Origin of the sequence: Novosphingobium sp. UBA6272 (genome assembly GCF_002440635.1) — a bacterium.
Lineage (GTDB): Bacteria > Pseudomonadota > Alphaproteobacteria > Sphingomonadales > Sphingomonadaceae > Novosphingobium.
Genome location: NZ_DJUW01000031.1, coordinates 1 through 25,634, shown reverse-complemented (window position 1 = coordinate 25,634; position 25,634 = coordinate 1). Strand labels below are relative to the sequence as shown.

Below are 25,634 nucleotides of genomic sequence, written 5' to 3'. Positions count from 1 at the left end.
GCCGAGCCGGTTCGACCAGCGACGGTCACGCGCGCCCAATGGCACCCTTGGTCAGCGCAGCAGCGCCCCCAGCAGCCCGCGCGCGAACCGGCCCAGCATCTGCCCGCCCAGCGCGGTGCCTAGCGAACCGGCCGCTGCGCTGGCTGCCGATGCCATCGGCGAGCTGCTCGATTTGCGGCCGCTGATCTTGCGCGCAACCATGGTCCCGGCCGAGGCAGCGGCGGCACCGAACGCCGCCTTGCCGGCCTTTTCCCACATCGACGGGGTCGCGCGGGGCTGGGCGCGCTGGGCTTCCTCGCCCTGCTCTTCAACCACCTGGGCGGCGGCGGCGGCATCCTGCGCCTTCTGGGCGAGCACTTCGGCCGCACTCTCGCGGTTGACCGCGGCATCGTATTTGCCGTCAAACGGACTGATCGACTGGATGATCGCGCGCTCCTTGGGCGTGATCGGGCCCAGGCGCGAGCGCGGCGGAGCGATCAGCGTGCGCTGGACGATCGTCGGCGCGCCCTCCTCGTCAAGCGTGGAGACCAGCGCCTCGCCGGTCTTGAGCTCGGTAATCGCGGTTTCGACGTCGAGTTCGGGATTGATCCGGAACGTCTCGGCCGCCGCCTTGATTGCCTTCTGGTCACGTGGGGTAAAGGCGCGCAGCGCGTGCTGGACCCGGTTGCCAAGCTGGCCGGCGATCTTTTCCGGGATATCGATCGGGTTCTGGCTGATGAAATAGACCCCGACGCCCTTCGAGCGGATCAGGCGGACCACCTGCTCGACCTTGTCGAACAGCGCCTCGGGTGCGTCCTCGAACAGCAGGTGCGCTTCGTCGAAGAAGAACACCAGCACCGGCTTTTCGGGATCGCCGACTTCGGGCAGCGCCTCGAACAGTTCGGACAGCAGCCACAGCAGGAAGGTTGCGTAGAGCTTGGGGCTCTGCATCAGCTTGTCGGCGGCGAGCACGTTGATCACGCCCTTGCCGCTCTCGTCGCAGCGGATGAAATCGTTGATCTCGAACGCCGGCTCGCCAAAGAAGCGGTCCGCGCCCTGGCTTTCGAAAGCCAGCAACTGGCGCTGGATCGTCCCGACCGAAGCCTTCGAGATGTTGCCATAGGTCGTGGCCAGTTCACCCGCGTTTTCCGCGCAATGGATCAGGGTCTGCTGCAAGTCATCCATGTCGAGCAGCAGCAGGCCGTTGTCGTCGGCCCACTTGAACGCGATGTTGAGCACGCCTTCCTGGGTCTCGTTGAGGCCCAGCAGGCGCCCGAGCAAAAGCGGGCCCATTTCCGAAATGGTGGTCCGGATCGGGTGACCGCTCTCGCCATAGAGGTCCCAGAACACCGCCGGATTGTCATGATATTCGAACGGGTCGATGCCCAGTTCCTTGGCGCGGCCCTCGATCTTGTCGGCATGCTTGAAATCGTGGCTGCCGGCCATCGCAACCCCGGCAAGGTCGCCTTTGACGTCGGCCATGAACACCGGCACCCCGGCGGCCGAGAATTGTTCGGCCAGGGTCTGCAACGTCACGGTCTTGCCGGTGCCGGTTGCCCCCGCGATCAGGCCATGGCGGTTGGCGCGGCCAAGGCGCAGGTTCTGGCGTTCGCCGTTGGCAGCAAGGCCGATGAAGATGTCGTCCATAGGGGATGTGCTCCGGGGTGTGATTCAGCTTTGCGCCACAGATAGAACGGCCTAGCCCCTTGTGCGAGTGGCTTTTTGCATGAGCGGCGATAGGCGGCTAGAAGCGCCCCGATCATGACCGAACCCTTCATCCTGCTTGACGATGCCCGGCCCAGCGGGGCCAGTTCCGCCCGCGTCTATCGCACGCCGTCCGAAGTGGTGGTGGCGCGCCGCGCGGCCGAGGTTGTCCCGGCGCTGGAACGCCTCGCCGAACTGCGCGATCAGGGCTTCGAACTGGCCGGATACATCGCTTACGAAGCCGGGCTGGCGCTGGAAGAACGGCTGATGCCGCTGGCCGACGCCCGCTCCGGCGCGATGGGGCCGCTGGTCTGGTTCGGGGCATTCAAGCACTACGAGACCGTTCCCGCCGAGGCGATGCCGGACTGGCTCGCCGCCCGCGCCGAACCCGGAATTGCGCAGATTGGCCCGCTCGAGCCGCAGATCTCGCCCGGGGGCTACATGGCCGCCTTCGCCGCTTTGCAGGAAGCGATCTCGGCGGGGGACATCTATCAGGCCAACCTTACCTTCCACCTCGCCGGATCGTTTCGCGGCGATCCGCTGGCGCTTTATGCCGCACTGCGCCCGGCGGCACGGGCCGGCTATGGCGGGGTGGTTTATGACGGGTCGCACTGGCTGCTGTCCTGCTCGCCCGAACTGTTCTTCGCCGAGAAGGACGGCGCCGTCACCGCCAAGCCGATGAAGGGCACCCGCCCGCGCGGCCGCGACGCGGCGGAAGATGCCGCGCTGGCAGCGGAGCTTTCAGCATCGGACAAGGACCGGGCCGAGAACCTGATGATCGTCGACCTGCTCCGCAACGACTTGTCGCGGGTGGCCGAAGCGGGGACGGTCAAGGTCGAGCGGCCCTTTGCGGTTGAGAGCTATCCCACCGTCCACACCATGACCACCACGGTCCGCGCCCACCTGTTGCCCGGCAAGGGACCGATCGACATGGTCCGCGCGCTGTTTCCCTGCGGATCGATCACCGGTGCGCCCAAGATCCGGGCGATGGAGCTGATCGACCAGATCGAACGCGATGCGCGCGGTCCCTATTGCGGGGCGATCGGGCGGATCGACGCCAATGGCGACGCCGCTTTCAATGTCGCGATCCGCACCCTGCGGCTGACCCCGGGCGAGAACGGCCGCGGCCGGGCGGTGCTGGGCGTCGGCGGCGCGATCGTTGCGGATAGCGAGGCGCTGTCCGAATGGCGCGAATGCCTGATCAAGGGCGGATTCGTCCGGCTCCACGCCGCCGGGGCTGACCTGATCGAGACGATGCGCTTTACCCCCGACGAAGGCGTGCCGCTGCTTGAGCTGCATCTCGAGCGGATCATGGCCAGCGCTGCGGAATTGGGCTTTGCCTTCGATCGCCATGCGGTGCGCAACGCGATCCAGGCACTGTGCTTCGATGCCGAGGATCCGGCACGGCTGCGGCTGCTGGCTTCGCGCAGCGGGGCCTATTCGCTGGAGCTGGGGCCGCTCCCCGCAGAGCTGAATCTGCCGGCGCGCTGCGCGGTGCTGCCGCTGCCGATCGATGCGGGCGACTGGCGCTTGCGCCACAAGAGCAGCGACCGTGGTTTCTACGATGTCGGGCTGGCCGCGGCCAAGGCTGCCGGGGCGGACGAGGCGCTGCTGCTGCGCGACGATGGCCGGCTGACCGAGGGCTGCTTCACCAACCTGTTCGTCGAGCGCGACGGCCACTTGCTGACCCCGCCCGCGCAGCTCGGCCTGCTGCCCGGCGTGTTGCGCCGCTCGCTGCTGGAAAGCGGCCGGGCGATCGAGGCAGAGCTGACTCTCGATGACCTGAAGGACGGGTTCCTGATCGGCAATGCGCTGCGCGGCCTGATCCCGGCGGTATTGCTGTGACGCTGAGCCAGGCGCTGTCGCGCATCGCTGCATCGCGGACCACCGCTATCACCGACCGGGCGATCAAACTTCGCGCGGCGGGCAAAGACGTGATCTCGCTGTCGGTCGGCGAGCCTGATTTCGCCACCCCGCCGCATGTCATCGCGGCGGCCAAGGCCGCACTCGATGCCGGGGATACCAAATATACCGCCGTACCGGGCACCGCTGCCCTGCGCAGCGCCGCCGCGCTGCACTTCAAGCGCGATCTGGGGATCGAAGTTCCTCCCAGTCAGGTGATTGTCAGCGCCGGGGGCAAGCAGGCAATCTTCCATGCGCTGCTGGCGACGCTCGATCCGGGCGATGCCGTGCTGATCCCCAGTCCGTGGTGGGTCTCCTATCCCGAGATCGTCCGTTTCGCCGGAGCTCAAGTGTTCGATTTGCCGACCACGGCTGCTGGCGGCTTTCGCATCACCCCGGCGCAGCTTGAAGCGGCGATCACTCCGCAGACCCGTTGGCTGCTGCTCAACAGTCCCGGCAACCCGACCGGCGCGACCTATCGTGCCGAAGAGCTGCGCGCGCTAGGCGAAGTGCTGTGCCGCCATCCCCAGGTGCTGGTGATGAGCGACGATATCTACGCGCCGCTGCGCTACACGCCCGGCACCCACGCCACTCTGGCGGCGGAGTGCCCGGACCTCGCCGATCGTATCCTGACCGTGTCCGGCGTCTCCAAGAGCCATGCGATGACCGGCTTCCGGATCGGGGTCGCCGCCGGGCCGGAATGGCTGATCAAGGCCATGGGCCGGCTGCAATCGCACTCTTCCGGCAATGCCGCCTCGATCAGCCAGGCCGCCGCCGTCGCCGCTTTCGAAGGCCCGCAGGACTTCCTGCGCGACTGGTGCGAGCGGTTCCGGGCGCGGCGCGACATGGTGGTTGCGGCGATCAATGCGGTGCCCGGCCTGTCCACTCCGGTCCCCGACGGCGCGTTCTATTGCATGGTCGATGCCGCCCCGCTGATGGCGCGGTTCGGGGATGACGAGGCGCTGTGCCTGCACTTGCTGGAGCATGGCATAGCCGTGGTTCCGGCATCGGCATTCGGCGGCCGGGACGGATTCCGGATCAGTTTCGCGGCCGACGAGGCCAGATTATCAGAAGCGGTGCGCCGCATAGCGGAGGCCCTGCAATGAAACCCCTGTCGATCCTGTTTGAAGACGGCGAAGCTTTGGTTATCGACAAGCCCGCCGGGCTGCCGATCGAAAAACCGCGCGCCGGTGGCGCTTGCCTGGAAGACCGCGCCGCCGAACTGCGGCTGGGCTTTGCCCGGTCCCCGGTTCCGGTCCACCGGCTCGATACCGATACCTCTGGCTGCCTGCTGTTTGCGCGCAACCCCAAGGCGCTGAAGCGCTTCAACGCTGCTTTCGAGGCGCGCGGAGTGGAGAAGGTCTACCTCGGGATCGTTTCCGGACCAGTCGAGGGCGAGGAAGGCACGATCGCGCTGTCGCTCAGCAAGATCTCCAGCGCCGAAAAGGGCTGGCGGATGATCGCCGCGAAGAAGGGCAAGGAGGCCGTCACCCACTGGCGCAAGCTGGCCGAGCGGGACGGGATGACACTGGTCGAGTTCCGCCCGGAGACCGGGCGCACCCACCAGATCCGGGTCCATGCCGAACACGGGCTCGGCCACGCCCTGGTTGGCGATCCGGTCTATGGCGACGGCAAGAAGGGGGGCAAGGCCGCGCGGACAATGCTCCACGCCCGTGCCCTGACCATTCCCCGCGAAGGCAAGGAGCCCGTCACCGCAGTGGCGCCGATCCCGGCCGATTTCATCGCCCTGGGTTTCAGCGATGACGACCTCGGCGCATGATACCGTCCAGCGCGCGCTGGCGCTGGTAAGCGAAAGCTTCATCGCCGCCTCCGGGCCCGGCGGGCAGAACGTCAACAAGGTGGCGACTGCGGTGCAGTTGCGGCTCGATATCTATGCGCTGCGCTTGCCGCCCGAAGTGTTTGCGCGGTTCCGGCAGCTGGCCGGTAGCCGGATGACCGCCAAGGGCGAGCTGCTGCTCTCGGCCCAGCGCTTTCGCACCCAGGAGGCCAATCGCGCCGACGCCCGCGACCGCATGACCAAGCTGATCGAGGAAGCCTTCGACTTGCCCGAAAAGCGCGCCAAGACCCGGCTCAACCGGGTGGGCAAGACCGAGCGGCTGGCGGGCAAGAAGATCCGCGGCGCGGTGAAGGCAGGGCGTGGGAAAGTGCGGCTGGACTGAAGGGGCGCTCGCCAAGGCGCAAAGGCGCGAAGAGATTTTTGGCTGGCCGCCAGGCCCCTGTCATTCCCACCCTTCGGCTGGACACAACGCTTCCCTTGAAAGGCGGCTTCGCCGCGGACGAAACCTCTTTGCGCCTTTGCGCCTTTGCGAGCGTCAAACAGATGCCGAGGCGCTCATCACCTGACGGCCGTCTGCCGCAAACGCCCCAAGCTCGAATGCTGCATCTTTGCTGCGCAGCATCAGGTGCAGCATTTCTCCGCAGATCGCCGGAGACACGCCGCGAAAAGCAAACGATTTGAGCGCATTATCGCCCAGCTCGCGCTGCGCCAGATCGAGCAGTAGACTAGCGGTCAGCGGGCCATGCACCACCAGCCCGCGATAGTTCTCTGCGCCTGCAGCATAGGGCAGATCGTAATGGATCCGGTGGCTGTTGAAAGTCAGCGCCGAATAGCGAAACAGCAAGGTCTCGCTGGGGACCAGCGCGCGGTGCGCCCGGCAAACGCCCGGATCGAATGCGCCGTCACCCAGGGCAGGCGGACTGGGCGGCGTGCCCGGCCCTGGCGGGGCGCGATAAACCAGGGTCTGCTGTTCCCGCACCGCCAGGCCCCGCTCACCTTCGGTCTCATGCTCGATCTCGACGAACACCAGCTCTCCGCTGCCGCCGCTTTTGGCGGTGATCGACAGCACCCGTGAGCGGCGGCTGACAGCTTCGCCAACCCGCAGGGGCTGATGGAAAGCGAGCTTGCTCGACGCCCACATTCGCCGTGGCAGCTCTGGCAAGGGCGGCAGAAAGCTGGCCGGGCCGTCATCGCGTAGAGGATGCCCATCCGGCCCAAGCGCGGCGGTGGGGGCATCGGGCAGGCACAGGCACCAGTGAAAGCCTTGCGGCACCGTGCCGTCAGCCGGTGCGATGCGATCGAGCGTAGCGCACCAGCGGGCGAAGTGACCGGGATCGACCCGGTCCTCGCGGCGCTCCTCACGCCCGATCCAGGCCTGCCAGGGGCCGCTCAATTGCGGCCTTCCAGCAGGCCGCGCGCGATCACCTGGGCCTGTATTTCCGCTGCGCCTTCGAAGATGTTGAGGATCCGCGCGTCGCACAGCACGCGGCTGATCTCGTACTCCATCGCATAGCCGTTGCCGCCATGGATCTGCAGCGCCGCATCGGCATTGGACCAGGCCGCGCGGGCGGCGAGCAGCTTGGCCATGCCGGCTTCGATATCACAGCGCTTGCCGGTGTCCTTGGCGCGGGCGGCGGCATAGGTCAGCTCGCGCGAGGCGACGAAATCGGCGAGGCTCATCGCCAGCTTGTCGGCCACGCGCGGGAACTGGACGATCGCCCTGCCGAACTGCTTGCGGCTCAGCGCATAGCCAAGCCCCAGTTCCAGCGCGCGCCTGGCGACGCCGACCGCGCGAGCGGCGGTCTGGATCCGGGCGGCCTCGAAGGTCCGCATCAGCTGCTTGAAGCCCTGCCCCTGTTCGCCGCCGAGCAGCGCATCGCCGGGCGCGCGCATGCCATCGAACTGCAGCGCATATTCGCGCATTCCGCGATAGCCGAGCACCTCGATCTCGCTCCCGCTCATCCCTTCGGCCGGGAACGGATCGCCATCGGCCCCGCGCGGTTTGGGGACCAGCAACATGGAGAGGCCGGCATAGCCCTTGGCGTCAGGCAGTGTGCGGCACAGCAATGTCATCAGGTCAGAGCGGCTGGCGTGGGTAATCCAGGTCTTGGCCCCGTCGATCACCCATTCGCCGTCCACCAGCCGCGCGCGGGTTTGCAGCGAGCCGAGGTCGGAGCCGGTGTCGGGCTCGGTGAAGACGGCTGTGGGCAGGATCTCTCCGCTGGCGATCCGGGGGAGCCAATGGGCCTGCTGCTCCGGCGTGCCGCCCATCGCGATCAGTTCGCCGGCAATCTCGCTGCGGGTGCCGAGCGAGCCCGCCCCGATCCACCCGCGCGACAGTTCCTCGGTGATCAGGCACATCACCAGTTTGCTCAGGCCCAGCCCGCCGAACTCCTCCGGGATCGTGGCGCCGAAGGTGCCGAGATCGGCCATGGCCTGGACGGTGGAATCGGGGATCAGGTCGTTGGCGAGGTGCCACTTGTGCGCGTGCGGGAGGATTTCGGCATCGGTGAAGCGGCGGAACTGGTCGCGGATCGTGTCGAGCTCGGCATCGTTCAGGCCTTCGCTTGGCCACTGCCCTTCGGCCAGCGCCGCGGCCACCGCATCGCGGACTTCGGCGTGATCGGCTTCGACCAGCTCCGCGCAGGCCTGGGCCAGGTCGCGGGCGCTCTGGCCCAGGCCAAGGTCGGCCGGACGGAGCAGCTCGTTCTGGCCCATCGGCAACCCGCCGACCAGTTGCCCCAGCGTTTCGGCGAAGGCCAGCACCGCCACCTGCCGGTCAAGCGCGGTTCCGCCGCCGTTTGATTCGAGCCAGCCGACCACCGCCTCGAGCGCGGCGACGCTGGTTGCGATCCAGGCAAAGCCGTGGTGCGCGCGCTGGTTGGCCGGGTCGATTCGTCCGGCCGCAGCCCGCGCCGCATCGCGATAGGTTCGTGCCGCATCGAGCTGGAAGTTCACATTCATGACAGGGTCCATGGAGTTGAAATCACCTTCGCTCACTGTGCGTCACCCTGTGTCACCCTGTGTCACCCTGTGACACCCACTGTCACCGCTGGTCACCTTGCGTGATCGTGGCGGGCGGCAGGGACGGTCGGGGCAGCGGGCCATTGCGCGACTGTGGCATAGTCCCGCGGAGTAGGAAAACCGGCCCCGTGGCCTCATGCCTTTTCAAACACCGCGGCGATCCCCTGCCCGCCACCGATGCACATCGTCTCCAGCCCGTATTTCACGTCGCGGCGCTGCATCTCGCGGGTCAGGTTGGCCAGGATCCGGCCTCCGGTGGCACCGATCGGATGACCCAGTGAAATGCCCGAGCCGTTGACGTTGAGCATGTGGTGGCGGCTGTCATCGTCCGACCAGCCCCAGCCCTTGAGGCAGGCGAGGACTTGCGGCGCGAAAGCCTCGTTGAGCTCGATCAGGCCAATGTCGTTCCACGACAGGCCATTGCGGGCAAACAGCCGCTCGGTCGCCGGCACCGGGCCAAAGCCCATCCGGCTGGGATCGCAGCCCGCCGCCGCCCACGAGTGGAACCACGCGATCGGTTCCAGCCCCAGCTCTTCAAGCTTGTCCTCGGCCACCACCAGGCAAGCGGCGGCGGCGTCGTTCTGCTGGCTGGCGTTGCCGGCGGTAACCACGCCGTTTTCCAGCGCGCGCAGCTTGCCGAGCGATTCGGCGGTGGCATCGGCGCGGTAGCCTTCGTCGTGCGCGAAGATTACGGACTCGCCCTTCTTCTGCGGGATCTCGACCGGGACGAGCTCGTCGGCGAACTTGCCCTCGGCCCAGGCTGCGGCGGCGCGCTGGTGGCTGCGCGCGGCATAAGCATCGCAGGCTTCGCGGCTGATGTTCCAGTCCTTGGCCAGGTTCTCGGCGGTTTCGATCATGCCCGAAATTACGCCGTAACGTTCGATCGGCTGGCTCATCACCCGGCCGCGGGTCAGCCGGTCGTGCAGCGTCAGGTTGCCAGCGCGCACGCCCTTGCGCACATCGGTGCTGTAATGCTCGACGTTGGACATGCTTTCGCAGCCGCCCGCGACCACCACGTCGCTGTGCCCGGTCTGGACCATCATCGCCGCGTTGACGATGGCTTGCAGCCCCGATCCGCAGCGGCGATCCAGCTGATAGCCGGGAACATGTTCGGGCAGGCCGGCCAGCAGCCACGACCAGTGGCCGATGCACGGTGCCTCGCCATTGCCATAGCCCTGGCTGAACACCACGTCGTCGACGCGGCCGGGATCGATCTTTGTGCGCTCCATGAGCGCCTTCAGGATCGTCGCACCCAGCTGACCGGCGGTCAGCGAAGACAGCGCTCCGCCGAACTTGCCGACGGCAGTGCGGATCGGAGCGACAATGGCGGCGCGGCGAAGCTGGGTCATGCTGATTTCCTAACCTCAATATCCCGCTCAGCCTGAGCCTGTCGAAGGCCCCGCAATGGGCAAGCGCTGTGTGCGGCATTCGACAGGCTCAGGCTGAGCGGGCTTTGTGTGTGGGTCATTTCTTGTCTTTATCCGATGTCGCAACAATCCCGCGATCGATCAGCCTGGCGATCTCGCCCGAGGAGAGGCCGAGCCGTTCGGCCAGCACCTCTTCGCTGTGCTCGCCCAGGTATGGCGCCGGCTTGGGGTCGCCGACCACCTCGCTCGGCAGGTTGGCGAAGGAGCGGGTGGCGGGATAAGCGAAACCACTGGGATTGGCGGGGGAAGGGCCGAACAGCGGATTGTTCATGACAAGCTCCGGGTCCTGCGCGGCTTCGAACATGGTGCGATAGCGTTCGAAAGTGGCCCCGGCCTTGCCCAGCCGTTCGGCCAGATCGGCATAGTCGAACCGGTCCGCGGCCTGCTGGAACAGCGCGAACAGGCGGTGGCGATTGACGAAGCGGGCATGGTCGCTGGCGGCAAAATCGACGCCGAGTTCGGTTTCGAGCGCAGCGACTTCGGCTGCGAGACCAAAGGCCTCGACCGTCGCCTTCCATTGCTTTGGCGTCAGCGCGGCGACCATGAAGCGCTTGCCGTCCTTGCTCAGGAAATCGCGCCCGAAGGCACCCCAGATGGCATTGCCGAGCCGCTCGCGGTCGGCCCCGCGATAGAGCATTTCCGCCCCTGCACCGGCGTTGAACATGGTCCCGATCGCGACATCGCCCAAAGGCACGCGCATTTCCGCACCCTTGCCCGTCGCATCGCGGTGGCGCAGCCCGGCCAGCAGTGCGAAAGCGCAGTAGGCCCCGGTGATGAAATCCCACGCTGGCAGCACCTGGTTGACCGGCGGCGCGGTCGCCGGGTCCCAGTCTTCCGGTCCGGTCATCAGCGGATAGCCCGAGGCAGCGTTGACGGTGAAGTCCATTGCCTGACGACCATCGTGCCAGCCCATGATCCGCACCGAAACCAGGTCTTCGCGGCCTTCGGCCAGCTTCTCGTGGCTGAGGAAACTGCTGACCGGCAGGTTGGTGATCATCTGCCCGGTCTTGCGGACCATGTCCGCCGCCAGCTCGCGTCCTTCACCGCTGTTCAGATCAAGCGCGAGGCTCTTCTTGGCGCGGTTTAGGTTCTCCCACGATAGCGAGCGGCCCTCAGCCGTCATCATGTAGCGATCGTAGTCGAGCCCGCCGGCCTTGTGATCGATCCGCACCACCTCTGCACCCATCTGCGCGCAGTAAAGCCCGGCGGTGGGCGAGGCGACGAAGCTGGAAACCTCGACGATTTTGAGGCCGGAGAGGAGATCGTACATCAGTTCCTCCCCAGCATGGGGAGGGGGACCATGCGAAGCATGGTGGAGGGGTACGGGCAGGTGATCCCGAGGGTGCCGGGCAGGTCAGGATCACTCGCGCGTACCCCTCCACCCCCGCCTGCGGCGGCGGTCCCCCTCCCCGTGCCGGGGAGGATCACCACACTGCTCCTTCGGCCGCAAATTCGCGCAGCAGGTGCTTGGCGATCTGCAACTGCATGATCTGGCTGGTGCCTTCGTAGATTCGCAGGATCCGGGCATCGCGGAAGAAGCGTTCCGCCGGGTATTCGGCCAGATAGCCGGCCCCGCCGAACACCTGAACGCAGCGATCGACCACGCGCCCGCAGGTTTCGCTGGCGAACAGCTTGGCCGCGGCGGCCTTGCGCATCACGTTTTCGCCCCGGTCGGCGCGCGCGCAGGCATCGGCGACCATGCATTCGGCGGCGTAAAGCTCGGCCTCGCTGTCCGCCAGCATGGCCTGGATCAGCTGGAAATTGGCAATCGGTTCACCAAAGGCCTTGCGTTCGGTGGCATAGCGGATCGCGGTATCGAGCGCGCGGCGGCCCATGCCCACGCTCATCCCCGCAACCGACAGCCGCCCGTTGTCGAGGCTCTGCATCGCGATCTGGAAACCGCGCCCTTCCTCACCGCCGACCAGCGCCGAGCCGGGAATGACCACGTCTTCCATGATCACATCGGCGATATGCGCGCCGGACTGGCCCATCTTCTTGTCGGGCTTGCCGATGGTGATTCCCGGCGTGGTCATGTCGACGATGAAGGCCGAGACGTGGGCGTTCTTGGGCAGCGCTTCCTTGTTGGTGCGCGCCATGATCAGGCCAATGCGGGCATGCGGACTGTTGGTGATGTAACGCTTGGTGCCGTTGAGCTTGTAGCCGTTGCCATCCCTGACAGCAGTCGTCTGCATCGCCGCGCTGTCCGATCCGGAGCCGGGCTCGGTCAGGCCGAAGCAGGCAATCTCGCCGCTGGCGATGCGCGGCAACCATTCGGCTTTCTGCTCTGGCGTGCCGAAATTCTTGATCGCACTGCCGGTCATCCCGATGTTGATCGACACGGTCGAGCGGTAGGCCGGCGAGGCATAGCTCAGCTGCTTCACCGTTTCGATATACTGGCTGATATTCATCCCCGCGCCGCCAAACTCTTCAGGGATGGTGATGCCAAACAGGCCCATCTCGCGCATTTCGGTCAGGATATCGTCGGGGATGCGGTCCTCGGCGATGACCTGCTCTTCGGCCGGGATCAGCCGCTCACGGACATAGCGGCGCAGCTGTTCGATGAACTGATCGAAGATATCCTGGTCCATTGGGTTCGCCTCAGATCGGATCGTAGGGGAAGACGTGCGCAGAAACCTCGTCGCCGCGGGCCATGCTGGGCTTGAAGCTGGGGATCAGCTCGGCAGCGATCGCCTCGGGGGTCCAGCCTTCCAGCTTGGCCATCGAACGGATCGGTCGCGGTTTGTTGTAGAGCGTGATCTCGTTCTTGCGGACCGAGAAGATCTGGTTGGTCACGTCCTGACTCGCATCGGAGGCGAGATAGACCACCAAGGGCGCGATCTTGTCGGCGCTCATCGTCTTGAGCCGCTCGACCCGTTCCTTCTGCTCGGGCGTCTCCGCAGGGATCGAGGCGGTCATCCGGCTCCAGGCGAAGGGTGCGATGCAGTTCGAGCGCACCCCGGCGCGGGCCATGTCGAGCGCGATCGACTGCGACAAGCCGACAATGCCCAGCTTGGCGGCGCTGTAGTTGGCCTGTCCGATATTGCCGATCAGCCCGCTGGTGCTGGTGAAGTGGATGAAGCTGCCGCTCTGCTGCTCGCGGAAATAGGGCGTGGCCGCTTTGGAAACCAGGAAAGCACCGTTGAGGTGCACGTCGATCACTGCGCGCCAGTCTTCGAAACTCATCTTGTGCCAGATCGCATCGCGCAGGATCCCGGCGTTGTTGACCACCGCATCGATCCGGCCGAACCGCTGGACTGCGTCCTCGACAATGCTGGTCGCGCCGACCGGGTCGGCGACCGAGGCCAGGTTGGCGTGCGCCTTGCCGCCTGCTGCCAGGATATCGTTCGCGGTTTCCTGGGCCGGACCGGCATCGCCGCCTTCACCCCCGCCGCCGACACCCGGATCGTTGACCACCACCGCCGCGCCGTGCTTGGCGCAGAGCAGCGCGATTTCCCGTCCGACCCCGCGCCCGGCGCCGGTTACGGCGACCACCTTGCCTTCGAGCATGCCCATGGTTTCCGCGAATCCTCCGCCAGTTTAATCGATCGCTTAAGCTCCATTACGGGGCCAAGCGGCAAAATCAACCGCTCGGCTCAGCACTCGGCTGCGGCGCAGGGGATTCGAGCGGCGGGCGCGACTGCTCGACCATTTCGGCGGCATCGTCGAGCGCCTCGGCCTCGCTCTTGGTCACGCCGCCGGCCTGACGGTTGTCATCGCCGCAGGCGGCAAGGGCCAGGGCCAGCGAAAGGGGTATGATCCAGCGCATGGCCTCACCATAGCGCCGCCTGCGCAAAGGAAAAGCGCTGCGGTCGCCGAGGCAGAGCCGAAGCGGAGCATTCAAATAGCGGGCGAACAGCCCCAGCTGTTCGCCCGCCCATCTATGCGCTGAACTGCGCTTACTGCTTGGCGGGTTCAGCAGCGGCGCTGCTGGTCGCCGCTTCTGCGCCGGCTGCGGCCGAGGCATCGGCCACCGGGGTCGCCGCGACATCGCCGACCGCTTCTTCGGCGGGCATTTCGACATTGTCAGCCTGGGCATCTTCCTTGGCCGTTTCCGACTGACCGCAGGCGGCCAGCGCGAGCGCCGCAGTGGTAGCGAAAGCCAGGGCAACAAACTTCTTCATGGAAACGACCTTTCAAGACTGTGCGGCCCAGCGGCACCATTGCCGCAATCCCGCGAGTCTAGCCCCAGCGGAATCGCCTGCCAAGCCCGCAAAATCGCGCAAAACGCGATTTCCACGATCGCCTGTTGATCGGATATAAAGATTTCTTTATATGATGTCCAAATGCGGATCGAACCCACCCTTCGCGCCCTGGCCGACCCGACGCGGCTCAGGATCATGCGCCTGCTGGCAGCGATGGAGCTGGCGGTGGGTGAACTGGCGCTGGTGCTGGGGCAAAGCCAGCCGCGCGTATCGCGCCATATCCGGATCCTGTGCGATGCCGGCCTTGCCGAACGGCGCAAGGAAGGCGCCTGGGTGTTCCTGCGCAGCGCGATCGGGGAAGACCGCGCGCCGCCCCTCGGCGCTGCCGCCGCCCGCCTGCTTGCCACGGCCGAACAGGACGATGCCCAATTTGCCGCACGCTGCGCCGAAGACCGCCGCCACCTCGCCGCGATCCGTGCGGCGCGCGAGAGCGCTGCCCAGGCCTATTTCGCGCGCTATGCTGCCGAATGGGACGAACTGCGCGGGCTGCATTCGCCCGACGGCCCGGTTGAGGCCGCACTGCTTGAGGCGCTCGGTGGAGACAGGCTTGGCGCGCTGCTCGATGTCGGCACCGGCACCGGACGGATCGCCGAACTGCTCAGCCCCCGCGCCGCGCGGGTGACCGGGCTCGACAAGAGCCCCGAAATGCTCCGCCTGGCCCGGACCCGCTTGCAGGACCTGCCAGCCGACCGGCTCGATCTGGTCCAGGGTGATTTCACCGCGCTGCCATTCGCTGCGCAAAGCTTTGACACCGTGGTGTTCCACCAGGTGCTGCACTATGCGCAGGAACCGGCCCCGGCGCTGAGCGAAGCGGCCCGGGTCTGCCGCCCCGGCGGGACCATCGCGATCGTCGATTTCGCGGCGCACGACCGCGAGGAACTGCGCAGCCAGCACGCCCATGCCCGCCTTGGCTTTTCCGACGAACAGATGCTTGGCCTGCTGGCCGAAGCCGGTTTCCGCGCTGCGCCGCCGCTCGCCTTGCCCGGCAAGCCGCTAACGGTCAAAATCTGGACCGGATCGCGCACGGACCGCCCTCCCGCCAAGCGCAACGCCCCCACTCAAGCCAAGGCTGCCGACAAATGACCCCCAGTTTCGATGCCCTGCGTGAGGCGCGCACCGCGCTTGATACGCCGCTGTTTGCCGGGCTTCCCGGCGATATCGGGGTGTCGTTCGAATTCTTTCCGCCCGCTACCGACGAGCTGCGCGAGCAGCTGTGGAAGGTGGTCCAGACCCTGGCCCCGCTTGAGCCGCGCTTCGTTTCGGTCACCTATGGTGCTGGCGGATCGACCCGTGACCGGACGCATGCCACAGTCTCGCGGATCATCGCCGAGGCACACCTTCCCGCTGCCGCGCACCTGACCTGTGTCGATTCCAGCAGGGATGAGATACGCGCCGTGGCAGAGGCCTATTGGCAGGCGGGAGTGCGGCATATCGTCGCGCTGCGCGGCGACATGGGTGCACCGGGTGTACCCTTCACGCCGCATCCCCAAGGCTATGCCAATGCCGCCGAGCTGGTCGCCGGGCTCAAAGCAATCGCTCCGTTTGAAATTTCGGTCGCTGCCTATCCCGAAGCACACCCGGATTCGGCCAGTGCCGCTGCCGATATCGACAACCTGAAGCGCAAATTCGATGCCGGTGCCTCAAGCGCGATAACGCAGTTCTTCTTCGAGCCGGAGGTATTCTTCCGGTTCCGTGATCGATTGGTGGCAGCCGGGATTGATGCCCCGGTCTACCCGGGGATCCTCCCTGTCACCAATGTCGCCCAGGCCCGCAAGTTCGCCCGGGCCTGCGGGGCGAGTATTCCGGGCTGGATGGACGGCCTGTTCGAAGGACTCGACGCCCGTCCTGCCAGCCGCCAGCTGGTCGCCGCCACAGTCTGCGCCGAATTCTGCCGCCGGCTCTATGCCGGGGGCGTGCGTGATTTCCATTTCTACACCCTCAACCGCGCCGAGCTGAGCTATGCGATCTGCCACCTGCTCGGCCTGCGTCCCAAGGAAGCCCAAGCATGAGCCCGCGTGAAACCCTGCTGGCCGAAGCGGCCAAGCGCATCCTGATCGTTGACGGCGCCTTCGGAACCGAAATCCAGCGCTGGAAGCTGTCCGAGGCCGACTATGCCGGCAGCCTGGGCCTGAGCAAGGACCAGAAGGGCAACAACGACATCCTGGCGCTGACCAAGCCCGAAGTGCCCGAATCGATCCACCGCGCCTATTTCGAAGCCGGGGCCGATATCGCCGAAACCAACACCTTTTCGGCCAACCGGATCAGCCAGGCCGATTACGGCGCCGAACATCTGGTCCGCGAAATCAACCTGGCCAGCGCGCAGCTGGCCCGCCGCGTTGCCGACGAGTTCACCGCCCGCGACGGCCGCCCCCGCTTTGTCGCCGGCGCGATCGGGCCGACCAACAAGACCCTGTCGCTCAGCCCCGATGTCAACGATCCCGGCTTCCGCGAGATCGACTGGGACTTCCTGGTCGACGTCTATCTGGAACAGGCCCGCGCGCTGGTCGAAGGCGGCGCCGACTTCATCCTGATCGAGACGGTGTTCGATACGCTCAACGCCAAGGCCGGGATCATGGCGGTCAAGCAGCTCGAGGCCGAGCTGGGCCGCGAGGTGCCGCTGATGCTGTCGATGACGCTGACCGACCTGTCCGGTCGCAACCTGTCGGGCCATACGGTCGAGGCCTTCTGGTACGCGGTGCGCCACGCCCGCCCGGTCACGATTGGCCTCAACTGCAGCTTCGGCGCGACCCAGCTGCGCCCGCACGTCCGCGCGCTGAGCGGAATCGCCGACACGCTGATCATGGTCTATCCGAATGCCGGCCTGCCCAACGAGCTGGGGCAGTATGACGAGCAGCCCGAAACCACCGCCGCGCTGGTCCGCGAATGGGCCGAGGCGGGGCAGGTCAACGTGCTGGGCGGCTGCTGCGGATCGACCCCAGAGCATATCGCGGCGATCGCCCGCTCAGCCCAGGCCCTGCCCCCGCGCGCCCTGCCCACACCCCCACCAGTCACTCGCCTGGCCGGGCTCGAACCCTTCGTAATGGCGGCCTGATTACCATGACCCAGCAAGTAGCCTCCTTCGTCAACATCGGCGAACGCACCAACGTCACCGGCTCGGCCGCGTTCAAGAAACTGATCCTCGCCGGCGACTATCCCAAGGCGGTCGAGGTCGCACGCCAACAGGTCGAGAACGGCGCGCAGATCATCGACGTAAACATGGACGAGGGTCTGCTCGACGCGGTCGATGCGATGACCACCTTCCTCAAGCTGATCGCCGCCGAGCCCGACATCGCCCGCGTGCCGGTGATGATCGACAGCTCGAAGTGGGAAGTGATCGAGGCCGGGCTGAAATGCGTTTCGGGCAAGCCGGTGGTCAACTCGATCTCGATGAAGGAAGGCGAGGAGCAGTTCCTCGAACACGCCCGCAAATGCATGGCCTATGGTGCGGCAGTGGTGGTCATGGCTTTCGACGAGAAGGGCCAGGCCGACACGAAGGAGCGCAAGGTCGAGATCTGCGAACGCGCTTACAAGCTGCTGACCGGGATCGGCTTCCCGGCCGAAGACATCATATTCGACCCGAACATCTTCGCGGTTGCGACCGGTATGGAAGAGCATGATCGCTACGCGCTCGACTTCATCGAGGCGGTGGCCGAAATCAAGCAGCGCTGCCCGCATGTTCATACTTCCGGCGGGCTGTCCAACCTGTCGTTCAGCTTCCGCGGCAACGAGCCGGTCCGCCGGGCGATGCACAGCGTGTTCCTGTACCACGCGATCCGCGCCGGGCTGGATATGGCGATCGTCAACGCCGGCCAGATCGACATCTACGATACGATCGACCCTGCGCTGCGCGAAGCCTGCGAGGACGTGATCCTGGCCCGCGGGGTGGGTGGGGACCAGACAAAAAGCGCAACCGAACGCCTGATCGCGATGGCCGAAAGCTTTCGCGGGACCGATGCCAAGGCCGAAAAGGAGGCCGAGGAATGGCGCGGCTGGGAGGTCGTGCGGCGGATCGAACATGCCCTGGTCAAGGGGATCGACGCCCACATCGTCGATGACACCGAGCTGGCCCGGCAGGAAATCTTCGCCCGCGGCGGCCGCCCGATCGAGGTGATCGAAGGCCCGCTGATGGATGGCATGAACACCGTTGGCGACCTGTTCGGGGCTGGGAAAATGTTCCTGCCGCAGGTGGTCAAATCGGCCCGCGTGATGAAGAAGGCGGTCGCTCACCTGATCCCGTTCATCGAGGCGGAGAAGACCGCAGCCTCCAAGCCCAAGGGCAAGATCGTGATGGCGACCGTGAAGGGCGACGTCCACGATATCGGCAAGAACATCGTCGGGGTCGTGCTGCAGTGCAATGGCTACGAAGTGATCGATCTTGGCGTGATGGTGCCCTGGTCCAAGATTCTCGACACCGCCAGGACCGAGAAGGCCGACATGATCGGGCTATCCGGCCTGATCACCCCGAGCCTAGACGAGATGGTCACCGTCGCCGAGGAAATGCAGCGCGCCGGGTTCACCATTCCGCTGCTGATCGGCGGGGCGACCACCAGCAAGGTCCACACCGCGCTGAAGATCGACCCGGCCTATGACGGGCCGGTGATTCACGTTCTCGATGCCAGCCGCGCGGTCGGGGTGGCCAGCCAGCTGCTGTCCGATACCCAGGCCGAGCCTTTCATCAAGGCCACGGCCGACGAATACCAGCATGTCCGCGATGTCCGCTCGGGCAAGGACGCCTCGGTCCTGCTCAGCCTGGCCGATGCCCGCGCCAACATGTTCAAGGCCGACCTCAGCGAGAAGGCTCCGCCGCCCGAGCAGCCCGGCCTGCACGTGTTCGAGGACTGGGACCTGGCCGATCTGGTCGCGGTGTTCGACTGGACCCCGTTCTTCCGCGCCTGGGAACTGGCCGGGACCTATCCGGCGATCCTGTCCGATGAAGTGGTCGGCGAAAGCGCCCGCTCGCTCCATGCCGATGCCCTGGCGATGCTCGACAAGATCGTCAGCGAAAAGTGGCTGACCGCGCGCGGTGTGGCGGGCTTCTGGCCCTGCGCCCGCGAAGAGGACGACGTGATGGTCTATCTGACCGAAGAGGAGCGCCAGGTCCGCCTGCCCTTCCTGCGCCAGCAGATCCGCAAGAGCCGCGACCGGGCGAACTATTGTCTGGCCGATTTCATCGACCCCGATGGCGACTGGATCGGCGGCTTCGCGGTAGGCATCCACGGGATCGAGCCGCACCTGGCGCGGTTCCAGGCCGCGCACGACGACTATTCGGATATCCTGCTGAAGGCCTTGGCCGATCGCTTCGCCGAAGCCTTTGCCGAGCGGCTGCATCAGCACGTGCGGACCACGTTGTGGGGCTATGCCCCGGGCGAGCAGCTGACCAACGAGGCGCTGATCCGCGAACAATATCGCGGCATCCGCCCCGCCCCCGGCTATCCGGCCTGCCCCGACCACTCGCTCAAGCCGATCCTGTTCGACCTGCTCGGCGCGACCGAGAAGACCGGGATCACACTGACCGAAAGCCAGGCCATGCTGCCGACCGCGGCGGTAAGCGGCTTCTACTTCGCCCACCCCGAAAGCTCGTACTTCGGAGTCGCGCGGATCGGCCGCGATCAGGTGGAAGACTATGCCAAAAGGCGCGGGATCGAACTGAGCGTGGCGGAGCGGTGGCTGCGGCCCAATCTGGATTGACCTTGCAAGATCCTCCCCGATTTTGGCGAATGGCACAAATGGGGAGGATCTTGCCGATCGTTTGCCTCAATCCTCAATACTCGGCCACTCCACGATCAGCACTTCCAGATCGCCCTTGGGCTCGAAATTCTTGCGGCGCACTTCGAACTGGGTGGGACTGATCTTTTTCACCCCGTTCATGCAGAAGCTGACCATGTTCTCAGGCTTGCCCTTGTCGACCACCAGCCGGAAGTCCTTGATCGGCCCGCGCCAGTTGCGGCCCGAGGAGAGAACGTAGCCGATCCAGGTTTCGCTGTAGGCCATCGGCACGCTGTCATCGCCCTTGCGGGCGGCGAGCTTCTTGTCGAAGGCGGCGAGGAAGGCCTTGTCGATGCAGTATTGCCTGATGTTGCCGGGGAATTCCTCGCGCACCCCGGGAAGCAGGCTGCCTGCAACCGAGCCGCCGATCATCGGCGCATAGCGGTGCGTCACTTCAACCGTACGCCCGGCCGGAAATACCTGCTTGCGGGTGACATGGGTGACCACATCCCAGGTCGGGAAGTGATCGCCATTCTCGGTCTTGCGGAGCAGGCCATCGGCCACCCGGGCGGCCTTTTCGGCTGCGGTCAGTTTGCCGACGAAGCGCGGCTGATCGCCGCTGCCGGTGATCCATTCCAGCGGCCAGCCGAGCTGAGCCAGCCGCTGGGTCACGTCGCGGCCCTTGATCTCGGCACGCTTCATCACCTGGAACTTGACCGGCTTGCCATCGACCGCGGTGTGGAATTCCAGCTTGGTGAAATCGGGCACTGCCTGGTCACCATAGAGCTCCTCGTCGGCGGCTTTGATTGGCGGCAGCGGGAAGGAGATCGTCAGCTCAAGGTCCCTGGCCGAATGATTGGTATAGCGATAGCGAACCCGGACCTCGTCCTTGGCGATATAGAGATCTTCGGAATCCATCGACACATCGCGGTTCTGGACCAGCTCGATCCCGCCAAGGTTGATCGCAGCCTCGCTGTCATTGGCATGGGCAGGAAAGGCCAGAACAGCAGCACTCAAAAGCAGGACGGTAGCCAGACGCATTGCGCAATTCTCCCCGATACCGGCTCGACAGCTAAGCCAAAGCTCCATAGCCTGCTTGCATGAAATCGACGCGGTTCTTCCTGATACTGGCAGCCCTGGCCGCGCCGGTAAATGCCAGCGTTATGGCTGAACGGCTGGACTACAAGCCCGCTTCGGTTGCCGTGCGATTTGACCGCGCCAAAATCACGCCCGTTCTGGCCGAAGGCTTTGCCGACCGGGCGGCCGAACGGCTGGTCAGCGCCGACGATCCGGTCCGGATCGCCTCGATCTCCAAGCTGGTCACCGCGCTGGGGGTGATGCGGCTGGTCGAGGCGGGCCAGCTCGATCTCGATCGCGACGTGTCGGATTACCTTGGCTACCCCGTCCGCAATCCGGCCTTCCCCGAGCGGGTCATCACCCTGCGCCTGCTGCTTTCGCACCGGTCGAGCCTGATCGATGGCGACGATCTCTACCTGATCCCGCTGGGCGCGACGCTGAAGGAGCGGCTGGCCGATCCGCGGGTCTGGGACCAGAACCATGCGCCCGGATCGGACTGGTTCCACTATACCAACCTCAACTTTCCGGTGGTGGGCAGCGTGATCGAAAAGGTCACCGGCGAGCGGTTCGACGTGGCGATGCATCGGCTGGTGCTGAAGCCGCTGAAACTCGATGCCTGTTTCAACTGGGGAGCGGGCTGTTCGGACGGGGCCTACAGACGCGCGGTGGTGCTCTACCGGGCCAGCGGCGAAGTGGCGCGCGACGATCTGCACGGGCTGCCGCCGGCCTGCCCGGTGTTCACCGCGCCGGGGTCGCTCTGCCGCCTGACCGACTACCGCCCGGGTGAGAATGGCGCGCTCTATTCACCTCAGGGCGGCCTCAGAATTTCGATGCGCGATCTCGCCCGGCTTGGCCAGGTGCTGGCACGCGGCGCACCGGGCTTTCTCAGCCGCAAGAGCATGGCCGAACTGACCCGCCCGGCCTGGCGCTTTACCGGCAGCAACGGTTTGGGCGAAGACGGCACCGCCAGCGGCTTCTTCTGCGGTTATGGCCTGGCCTTCCACACGATTGGCGCAGGCGGCCCGGGCTGCCACGATGACCTGTTCGGCGATGGGCGGCTCCGGATTGGCCATTCCGGCGATGCCTATGGCCTGAAAGCCGGGCTGTGGTGGGATCCGAAGACCGGCAAGGGACTGGCCTTTTTCACCAGCGCGGTTGCTGCCGATGCGCCAAGCGGACGCAGCGCCTTTACCGCTGCCGAAGAGTCCGTTGTGGAGAGAACGCGGTCCGCGCCCTTCCCCGTCCGGCGATAGCCCGCTAGGCGAGAGGGCAATGACCGCGCCCGATCTCCTCGATCAGCTTCACACCACCTTCGGCTTCTCAACCTTTCGCGGGGTGCAGGATCAGGTCGTTGCGCGGGTCATGGCCGGGCAGAGCACGCTGGCAGTAATGCCGACCGGGGCGGGCAAGAGCCTGACCTACCAGCTGCCCGCCGTCGCCTTGCCGGGAACCTGCGTGGTGATCAGCCCGCTGATCGCGCTGATGCACGATCAGCTGCGCAGCGCCCAGGCCAACGGGATCCGCGCCGCCAGCCTGACCAGCGCCGATAGCGAAGAATACCGCGAAGCGGCGATCGATGCGTTCCGCGCGGGCGAGCTCGATCTGCTCTACGTGGCCCCCGAACGGGCCAGTCAGGGCCATTTCCGCGAGCTGCTGTCCAAGGCCCCGGTCAGCCTGTTCGCGATCGACGAGGCGCACTGCGTCTCGGAATGGGGTCACGATTTCCGCCCCGACTACCGCCTGCTCCGCCCTTTGATGGACGCGCACCCCGATGTGCCGCGGCTGGCGCTGACCGCCACCGCCGACGCCGCGACCCGCGCCGATATCCTGGCCCAGCTTGGCATTGCCGAGGAAGGCCTGATCGTCGCCGGGTTCGACCGGCCCAACATCCGCTACATCGTCCGCCACCGCGACACGATCACCCGCCAGCTGACCGCGCTGATGGCCGAGCAGCCGGGGCCGGGGATCGTCTATGCCCCGACCCGCAAGAAGACCGAAGACCTCGCCGAAAAGCTCAGCGCTGCGACCGGACGCCAGGTGCTGCCCTATCACGCGGGTCTCCCGGCTGAGGTCCGCGCCGTCAACCAGGCCGCATTCGTCGCCTCGGAAGACATGGTGATGGTTGCGACGGTTGCTTTCGGGATGGGGATCGACAAGCCGGACGTGCGCTTCGTTGCCCATGCCGGTGTGCCTAAGTCGATCGAAAGCTATTACCAGGAAACCGGCCGCGCCGGGCGCGACGGCGATGCCTCGGTCGCGCTGCTGCTGTGGGCGGCGGAAGATTTCGCCCGCGCCCGCCACCGGCTCGGCGAAGTGGAAGAGGTCCGCCGCGAGGGCGAGCGCAAGCGGATCGACGCGATGGCCCAGCTGGTCGAGACCGCCGGCTGCCGCCGTGCGCTGCTGCTGCGCCACTTCGGCGAGGATCCGCCGCAAACTTGCGGAAACTGCGACAACTGCCTTGAGGCACCGGGGGTAGTCGATGCCACCACCTTGGCGCAAAAGCTGCTTTCGGCAGTCTATCGCACCGGGCAGACCTATGGCTTTGGCCATATCGAAAAAGTTCTGACCGGCGCGGGCGACGAGCGGATCAGCCAGCGCGGGCATGATCAGCTCAGCGTGTTCGGGATCGTAGCGAGCGAGGAGGCGCATCTGCTGCGGCCGCTTGCCAGGGCCTTGCAGGCGCGCGGCAGCCTGGTGCCGACCGAACACGGCGGGCTGGCGCTGGGCGGCGATGCCAAGGCCGTGCTGAAGGGCGATGCGGCGGTGCTGATCGCACTCGCCCCCAAAGCCGAACGCAGCCGCAAGAGCCGGCGTGAACGGCCGGGCGGGGTCAATCCGGCGGGCGATCCGCTGTTCGAGGCCCTGCGTGCATTGCGCCGCGATCTGGCCGCCGAAGCCGGACTGCCGCCCTATGTGATCTTCCACGATTCCACTCTGCGCGAAATGGCCACAAGCCGCCCCGCGACGCTCTCCGCGCTGGGCGAACTGGGCGGTGTCGGCGCGCGCAAGCTGGAGGCCTATGGCGAGGCCTTTCTGGCCGTGATCCGGCAGCACTGACCTGCACTTTGGGGAAGCCGGGTGTTGACAGGCAGGCACGGATAAGGTCTGGGCCCGGTCTCGAAACCGGACAAGGAACCTGCCGTGCCCGCCTTCGAGACCCTGCTATCCCCCGTCATCCTGTTTTTCGTGCTCGGCGCACTTGCTGCGGCGGCGCGATCCGATCTGTCGGTACCAGAACCGCTCGCCAAGAGCCTGTCGCTGTACCTGATGGCGGCGATCGGACTGAAAGGCGGGGTCCAGGTATCCCAGGCCGGGTTCACCCCGCAACTGCTGCAGGTATCCGCCGCAGGCATGGCGCTGAGCTTCGCGTTGCCGCTAATGGCCTTCGCACTGCTGCGCGGCTTTGCCCGGCTTGACCGGTTGAATGCCGGGGCGGTCGCGGCACACTATGGTTCGGTCTCGATCGTCACCTTCGTGACCGCTTCCGACGCGCTCACCCGCAGCGGGATTGCGCCGGCCGGCTACATGGTCGCAGTCATGGCGCTGATGGAAACCCCGGCGGTCATCACCGGCCTTTTGCTGGCACGCGGCAGCGGCACCCTGTCAAGAGGACAGCGCGGCAAGCTGCTGCGCGAAGTGCTGCTCAACGGCTCGGTCGTGCTGCTGCTTGGCTCGTTCCTGATCGGCCTGGCGATCGGCAAGACGCGGTTTGAGCCGATCGCCCCGGTCTTCGTCACCGGCTTCACCGGTCTGCTCTGCCTGTTCCTGCTCGACATGGGGCTGATCGCGATGCGGCGGCTGCGCGAAAGCCGGGCGCTGAACTGGCGAATGGCAGCCTTGGGGATTGCCCTGCCGCTGGTCAACGGCGCGATCGGGCTGGGCGTGGCTGCACTGCTCGGGCTTGATCCCGGGACCGGCGCGGCGCTGGCCATGCTGGCGGCCAGTGCGTCCTACATTGCGGTGCCCGCTGCGGTCCGCCTGGCCTTGCCCGATGCCGACCCGGGGATTTACCTGTCAATGTCGCTGGCGGTCACTTTCCCGTTCAACATCCTGCTGGGAATTCCGCTGGTGATCCAGCTGGCCCCGCTGGTCCTGACTTAGGAGCAAGCACGATGATCACGACTCACACCCGCAAGCGGATCGACATTCTGATCGATGCCCCGCTGTGCGATTGGCTGATCGAGCAGGCAGCTGCTGCTGAAATAGTTCACCATTCGATCCTGCCGGTCGAGTCCGGCCTGGGGAGAACCGGGGCCTGGCGCGATGAGGGTTTTGGCACAGTGGCCAAACGGATGTTCGTGGCGCTGTCAAACAAGCAGAAGGTGGCGGCGCTGCTGGAGCGGTTGGCCCCCGATATCGAGCGCTACGGCCTGGTGATCGCGGTCTACGACGTGGAAGTGGTACGCGGCGAGCGGTTCTGAAACCGCCCGCCGCGTGTTTCGCGCCAGAGGGACTGTGCGACGCGAAGGAACTTACTTGGCCGTGTAGGGCAGCGATGAGTGGTGCAGAACGATGCGCAGCTTGCCGTCACCATCGCGGACATAGCCCCAGGTCTTGTCGACCTTGGTCAAGTTGCCCTTGGCATCCCACATCGTGACATTGCCCATCGAGATCGCGCTGTTGCCAGTGATCACGATCCCGGCGTTCTCGCTCTTGCACTGGCGCCAGCCCTTGAGCGCGAAACCGGTGTCGCTGGGATAGGCCGCGTCGCCGCCGACGAAATAGGCCAGCGCGCCTTCACGCGTGGTGCGAAAGGTCTGCGGGGCAACCGTCAGGGTCGGTTTGAACAGCACCGGACCCATGTTGTAGGCATAG

At 66.1% G+C, this 25,634-nt stretch carries 22 protein-coding genes and 1 pseudogene; 12 read left to right on the top strand and 11 right to left on the bottom strand.

Annotation, left to right across the window (positions count from 1 at the left end; translation table 11 throughout):
- Positions 1-51 precede the first annotated feature (51 nt).
- The gene (locus B2V17_RS14725) at positions 52-1,626 is read right to left on the bottom strand and encodes a helicase HerA-like domain-containing protein (RefSeq protein ID WP_292998946.1); all 1,575 of its coding nucleotides are present in this window, start codon (positions 1,624-1,626) and stop codon (positions 52-54) included.
- Positions 1,627-1,740: 114 nt separating this feature from the next.
- On the opposite strand from B2V17_RS14725, the gene pabB reads away from it, so the two are divergent.
- The 4 genes from pabB to arfB are packed head-to-tail and all read left to right on the top strand — an operon-like array spanning position 1,741 to position 5,765.
- Entirely contained in the window at positions 1,741-3,528 is a 1,788-nt protein-coding gene (gene pabB / locus B2V17_RS14720) for an aminodeoxychorismate synthase component I (protein ID WP_292998944.1), read from the top strand.
- On the top strand, positions 3,525-4,691 hold the full coding sequence (locus B2V17_RS14715) for a pyridoxal phosphate-dependent aminotransferase (RefSeq protein ID WP_292998942.1): 1,167 nt from the start codon (positions 3,525-3,527) through the stop codon (positions 4,689-4,691). Before pabB ends, B2V17_RS14715 begins: the two co-directional genes overlap by 4 nt.
- Complete coding sequence (locus B2V17_RS14710) at positions 4,688-5,365, top strand: RluA family pseudouridine synthase (protein ID WP_292998940.1); 678 nt, start codon at positions 4,688-4,690, stop codon at positions 5,363-5,365. Before B2V17_RS14715 ends, B2V17_RS14710 begins: the two co-directional genes overlap by 4 nt.
- Positions 5,346-5,765 carry an alternative ribosome rescue aminoacyl-tRNA hydrolase ArfB gene (gene arfB / locus B2V17_RS14705; RefSeq protein WP_292998938.1) on the top strand — a complete coding sequence of 140 codons (420 nt, stop codon included), beginning with the start codon at positions 5,346-5,348 and terminating at the stop codon, positions 5,763-5,765. Before B2V17_RS14710 ends, arfB begins: the two co-directional genes overlap by 20 nt.
- A 153-nt stretch (positions 5,766-5,918) precedes the next feature.
- Here arfB and B2V17_RS14700 read toward each other — a convergent pair whose 3' ends face one another.
- The 8 genes from B2V17_RS14700 to B2V17_RS14665 all read right to left on the bottom strand — a co-directional run bounded on the left by B2V17_RS14700 (position 5,919) and on the right by B2V17_RS14665 (position 13,955).
- Complete coding sequence (locus tag B2V17_RS14700) at positions 5,919-6,776, bottom strand: FAS1-like dehydratase domain-containing protein (protein WP_292998936.1); 858 nt, start codon at positions 6,774-6,776, stop codon at positions 5,919-5,921.
- On the bottom strand, positions 6,773-8,359 hold the full coding sequence (locus B2V17_RS14695; RefSeq protein ID WP_292998934.1) for an acyl-CoA dehydrogenase family protein: 1,587 nt from the start codon (positions 8,357-8,359) through the stop codon (positions 6,773-6,775). Before B2V17_RS14695 ends, B2V17_RS14700 begins: the two co-directional genes overlap by 4 nt.
- Positions 8,360-8,541: 182 nt before the next feature.
- Positions 8,542-9,756 carry an acetyl-CoA C-acetyltransferase gene (locus B2V17_RS14690; RefSeq protein ID WP_292998932.1) on the bottom strand — a complete coding sequence of 405 codons (1,215 nt, stop codon included), beginning with the start codon at positions 9,754-9,756 and terminating at the stop codon, positions 8,542-8,544.
- A gap of 115 nt (positions 9,757-9,871) precedes the next feature.
- The gene (locus B2V17_RS14685) at positions 9,872-11,104 is read right to left on the bottom strand and encodes a CoA transferase (RefSeq protein ID WP_292998930.1); all 1,233 of its coding nucleotides are present in this window, start codon (positions 11,102-11,104) and stop codon (positions 9,872-9,874) included.
- A 154-nt stretch (positions 11,105-11,258) separates the two neighbouring features.
- The gene (locus tag B2V17_RS14680; RefSeq protein ID WP_292998928.1) at positions 11,259-12,422 is read right to left on the bottom strand and encodes an acyl-CoA dehydrogenase family protein; all 1,164 of its coding nucleotides are present in this window, start codon (positions 12,420-12,422) and stop codon (positions 11,259-11,261) included.
- Between the two features lie 10 nt (positions 12,423-12,432).
- Positions 12,433-13,341: an SDR family NAD(P)-dependent oxidoreductase gene (locus B2V17_RS14675; protein ID WP_292998974.1), complete on the bottom strand. Its 909-nt coding sequence runs from the start codon at positions 13,339-13,341 to the stop codon at positions 12,433-12,435.
- 73 nt (positions 13,342-13,414) lie between these two features.
- A complete protein-coding gene (locus B2V17_RS14670) occupies positions 13,415-13,600 on the bottom strand; it encodes a hypothetical protein (RefSeq protein ID WP_292998926.1) in 186 nt (61 codons plus the stop codon).
- 130 nt (positions 13,601-13,730) lie between these two features.
- A complete protein-coding gene (locus B2V17_RS14665; RefSeq protein WP_292998924.1) occupies positions 13,731-13,955 on the bottom strand; it encodes a hypothetical protein in 225 nt (74 codons plus the stop codon).
- 162 nt (positions 13,956-14,117) lie between these two features.
- Here B2V17_RS14665 and B2V17_RS14660 point away from each other — a divergent pair, with 162 nt between their 5' ends.
- From B2V17_RS14660 to metH, 4 genes are read left to right on the top strand one after another with little or no spacing between them, the layout of a single operon-like run.
- Positions 14,118-15,119: an ArsR/SmtB family transcription factor gene (locus B2V17_RS14660; RefSeq protein ID WP_292998922.1), complete on the top strand. Its 1,002-nt coding sequence runs from the start codon at positions 14,118-14,120 to the stop codon at positions 15,117-15,119.
- Entirely contained in the window at positions 15,116-16,045 is a 930-nt protein-coding gene (gene metF, locus B2V17_RS14655; protein WP_292998920.1) for a methylenetetrahydrofolate reductase [NAD(P)H], read from the top strand. The genes B2V17_RS14660 and metF overlap by 4 nt, the downstream gene beginning before the upstream one ends.
- Positions 16,042-17,088: a homocysteine S-methyltransferase family protein gene (locus B2V17_RS14650; protein ID WP_292998918.1), complete on the top strand. Its 1,047-nt coding sequence runs from the start codon at positions 16,042-16,044 to the stop codon at positions 17,086-17,088. Before metF ends, B2V17_RS14650 begins: the two co-directional genes overlap by 4 nt.
- Before the next feature lie 5 nt (positions 17,089-17,093).
- The gene (metH, locus tag B2V17_RS14645) at positions 17,094-19,724 is read left to right on the top strand and encodes a methionine synthase (RefSeq protein ID WP_292998916.1); all 2,631 of its coding nucleotides are present in this window, start codon (positions 17,094-17,096) and stop codon (positions 19,722-19,724) included.
- 66 nt (positions 19,725-19,790) lie between these two features.
- Here metH and B2V17_RS14640 read toward each other — a convergent pair whose 3' ends face one another.
- Complete coding sequence (locus B2V17_RS14640; RefSeq protein WP_292998914.1) at positions 19,791-20,783, bottom strand: DUF4424 family protein; 993 nt, start codon at positions 20,781-20,783, stop codon at positions 19,791-19,793.
- A gap of 59 nt (positions 20,784-20,842) precedes the next feature.
- Here B2V17_RS14640 and B2V17_RS14635 point away from each other — a divergent pair, with 59 nt between their 5' ends.
- From B2V17_RS14635 to B2V17_RS14620, 4 genes are all read left to right on the top strand, one after another.
- Positions 20,843-22,072: a serine hydrolase domain-containing protein gene (locus tag B2V17_RS14635; protein WP_292998912.1), complete on the top strand. Its 1,230-nt coding sequence runs from the start codon at positions 20,843-20,845 to the stop codon at positions 22,070-22,072.
- A gap of 19 nt (positions 22,073-22,091) precedes the next feature.
- The gene (gene recQ, locus B2V17_RS14630; protein ID WP_292998910.1) at positions 22,092-23,876 is read left to right on the top strand and encodes a DNA helicase RecQ; all 1,785 of its coding nucleotides are present in this window, start codon (positions 22,092-22,094) and stop codon (positions 23,874-23,876) included.
- Positions 23,877-23,960: 84 nt separating this feature from the next.
- Positions 23,961-24,920 (top strand): sodium-dependent bicarbonate transport family permease, encoded by a 960-nt coding sequence (locus tag B2V17_RS14625; RefSeq protein WP_292998908.1) that lies wholly within the window; start codon positions 23,961-23,963, stop codon positions 24,918-24,920.
- 11 nt (positions 24,921-24,931) lie between these two features.
- Complete coding sequence (locus tag B2V17_RS14620; protein WP_292998906.1) at positions 24,932-25,240, top strand: P-II family nitrogen regulator; 309 nt, start codon at positions 24,932-24,934, stop codon at positions 25,238-25,240.
- A 51-nt stretch (positions 25,241-25,291) separates the two neighbouring features.
- Here the strand turns inward: B2V17_RS14620 and B2V17_RS14615 are convergent.
- A pseudogene (locus B2V17_RS14615) lies at positions 25,292-25,634 on the bottom strand (hypothetical protein); the annotation flags it as partial.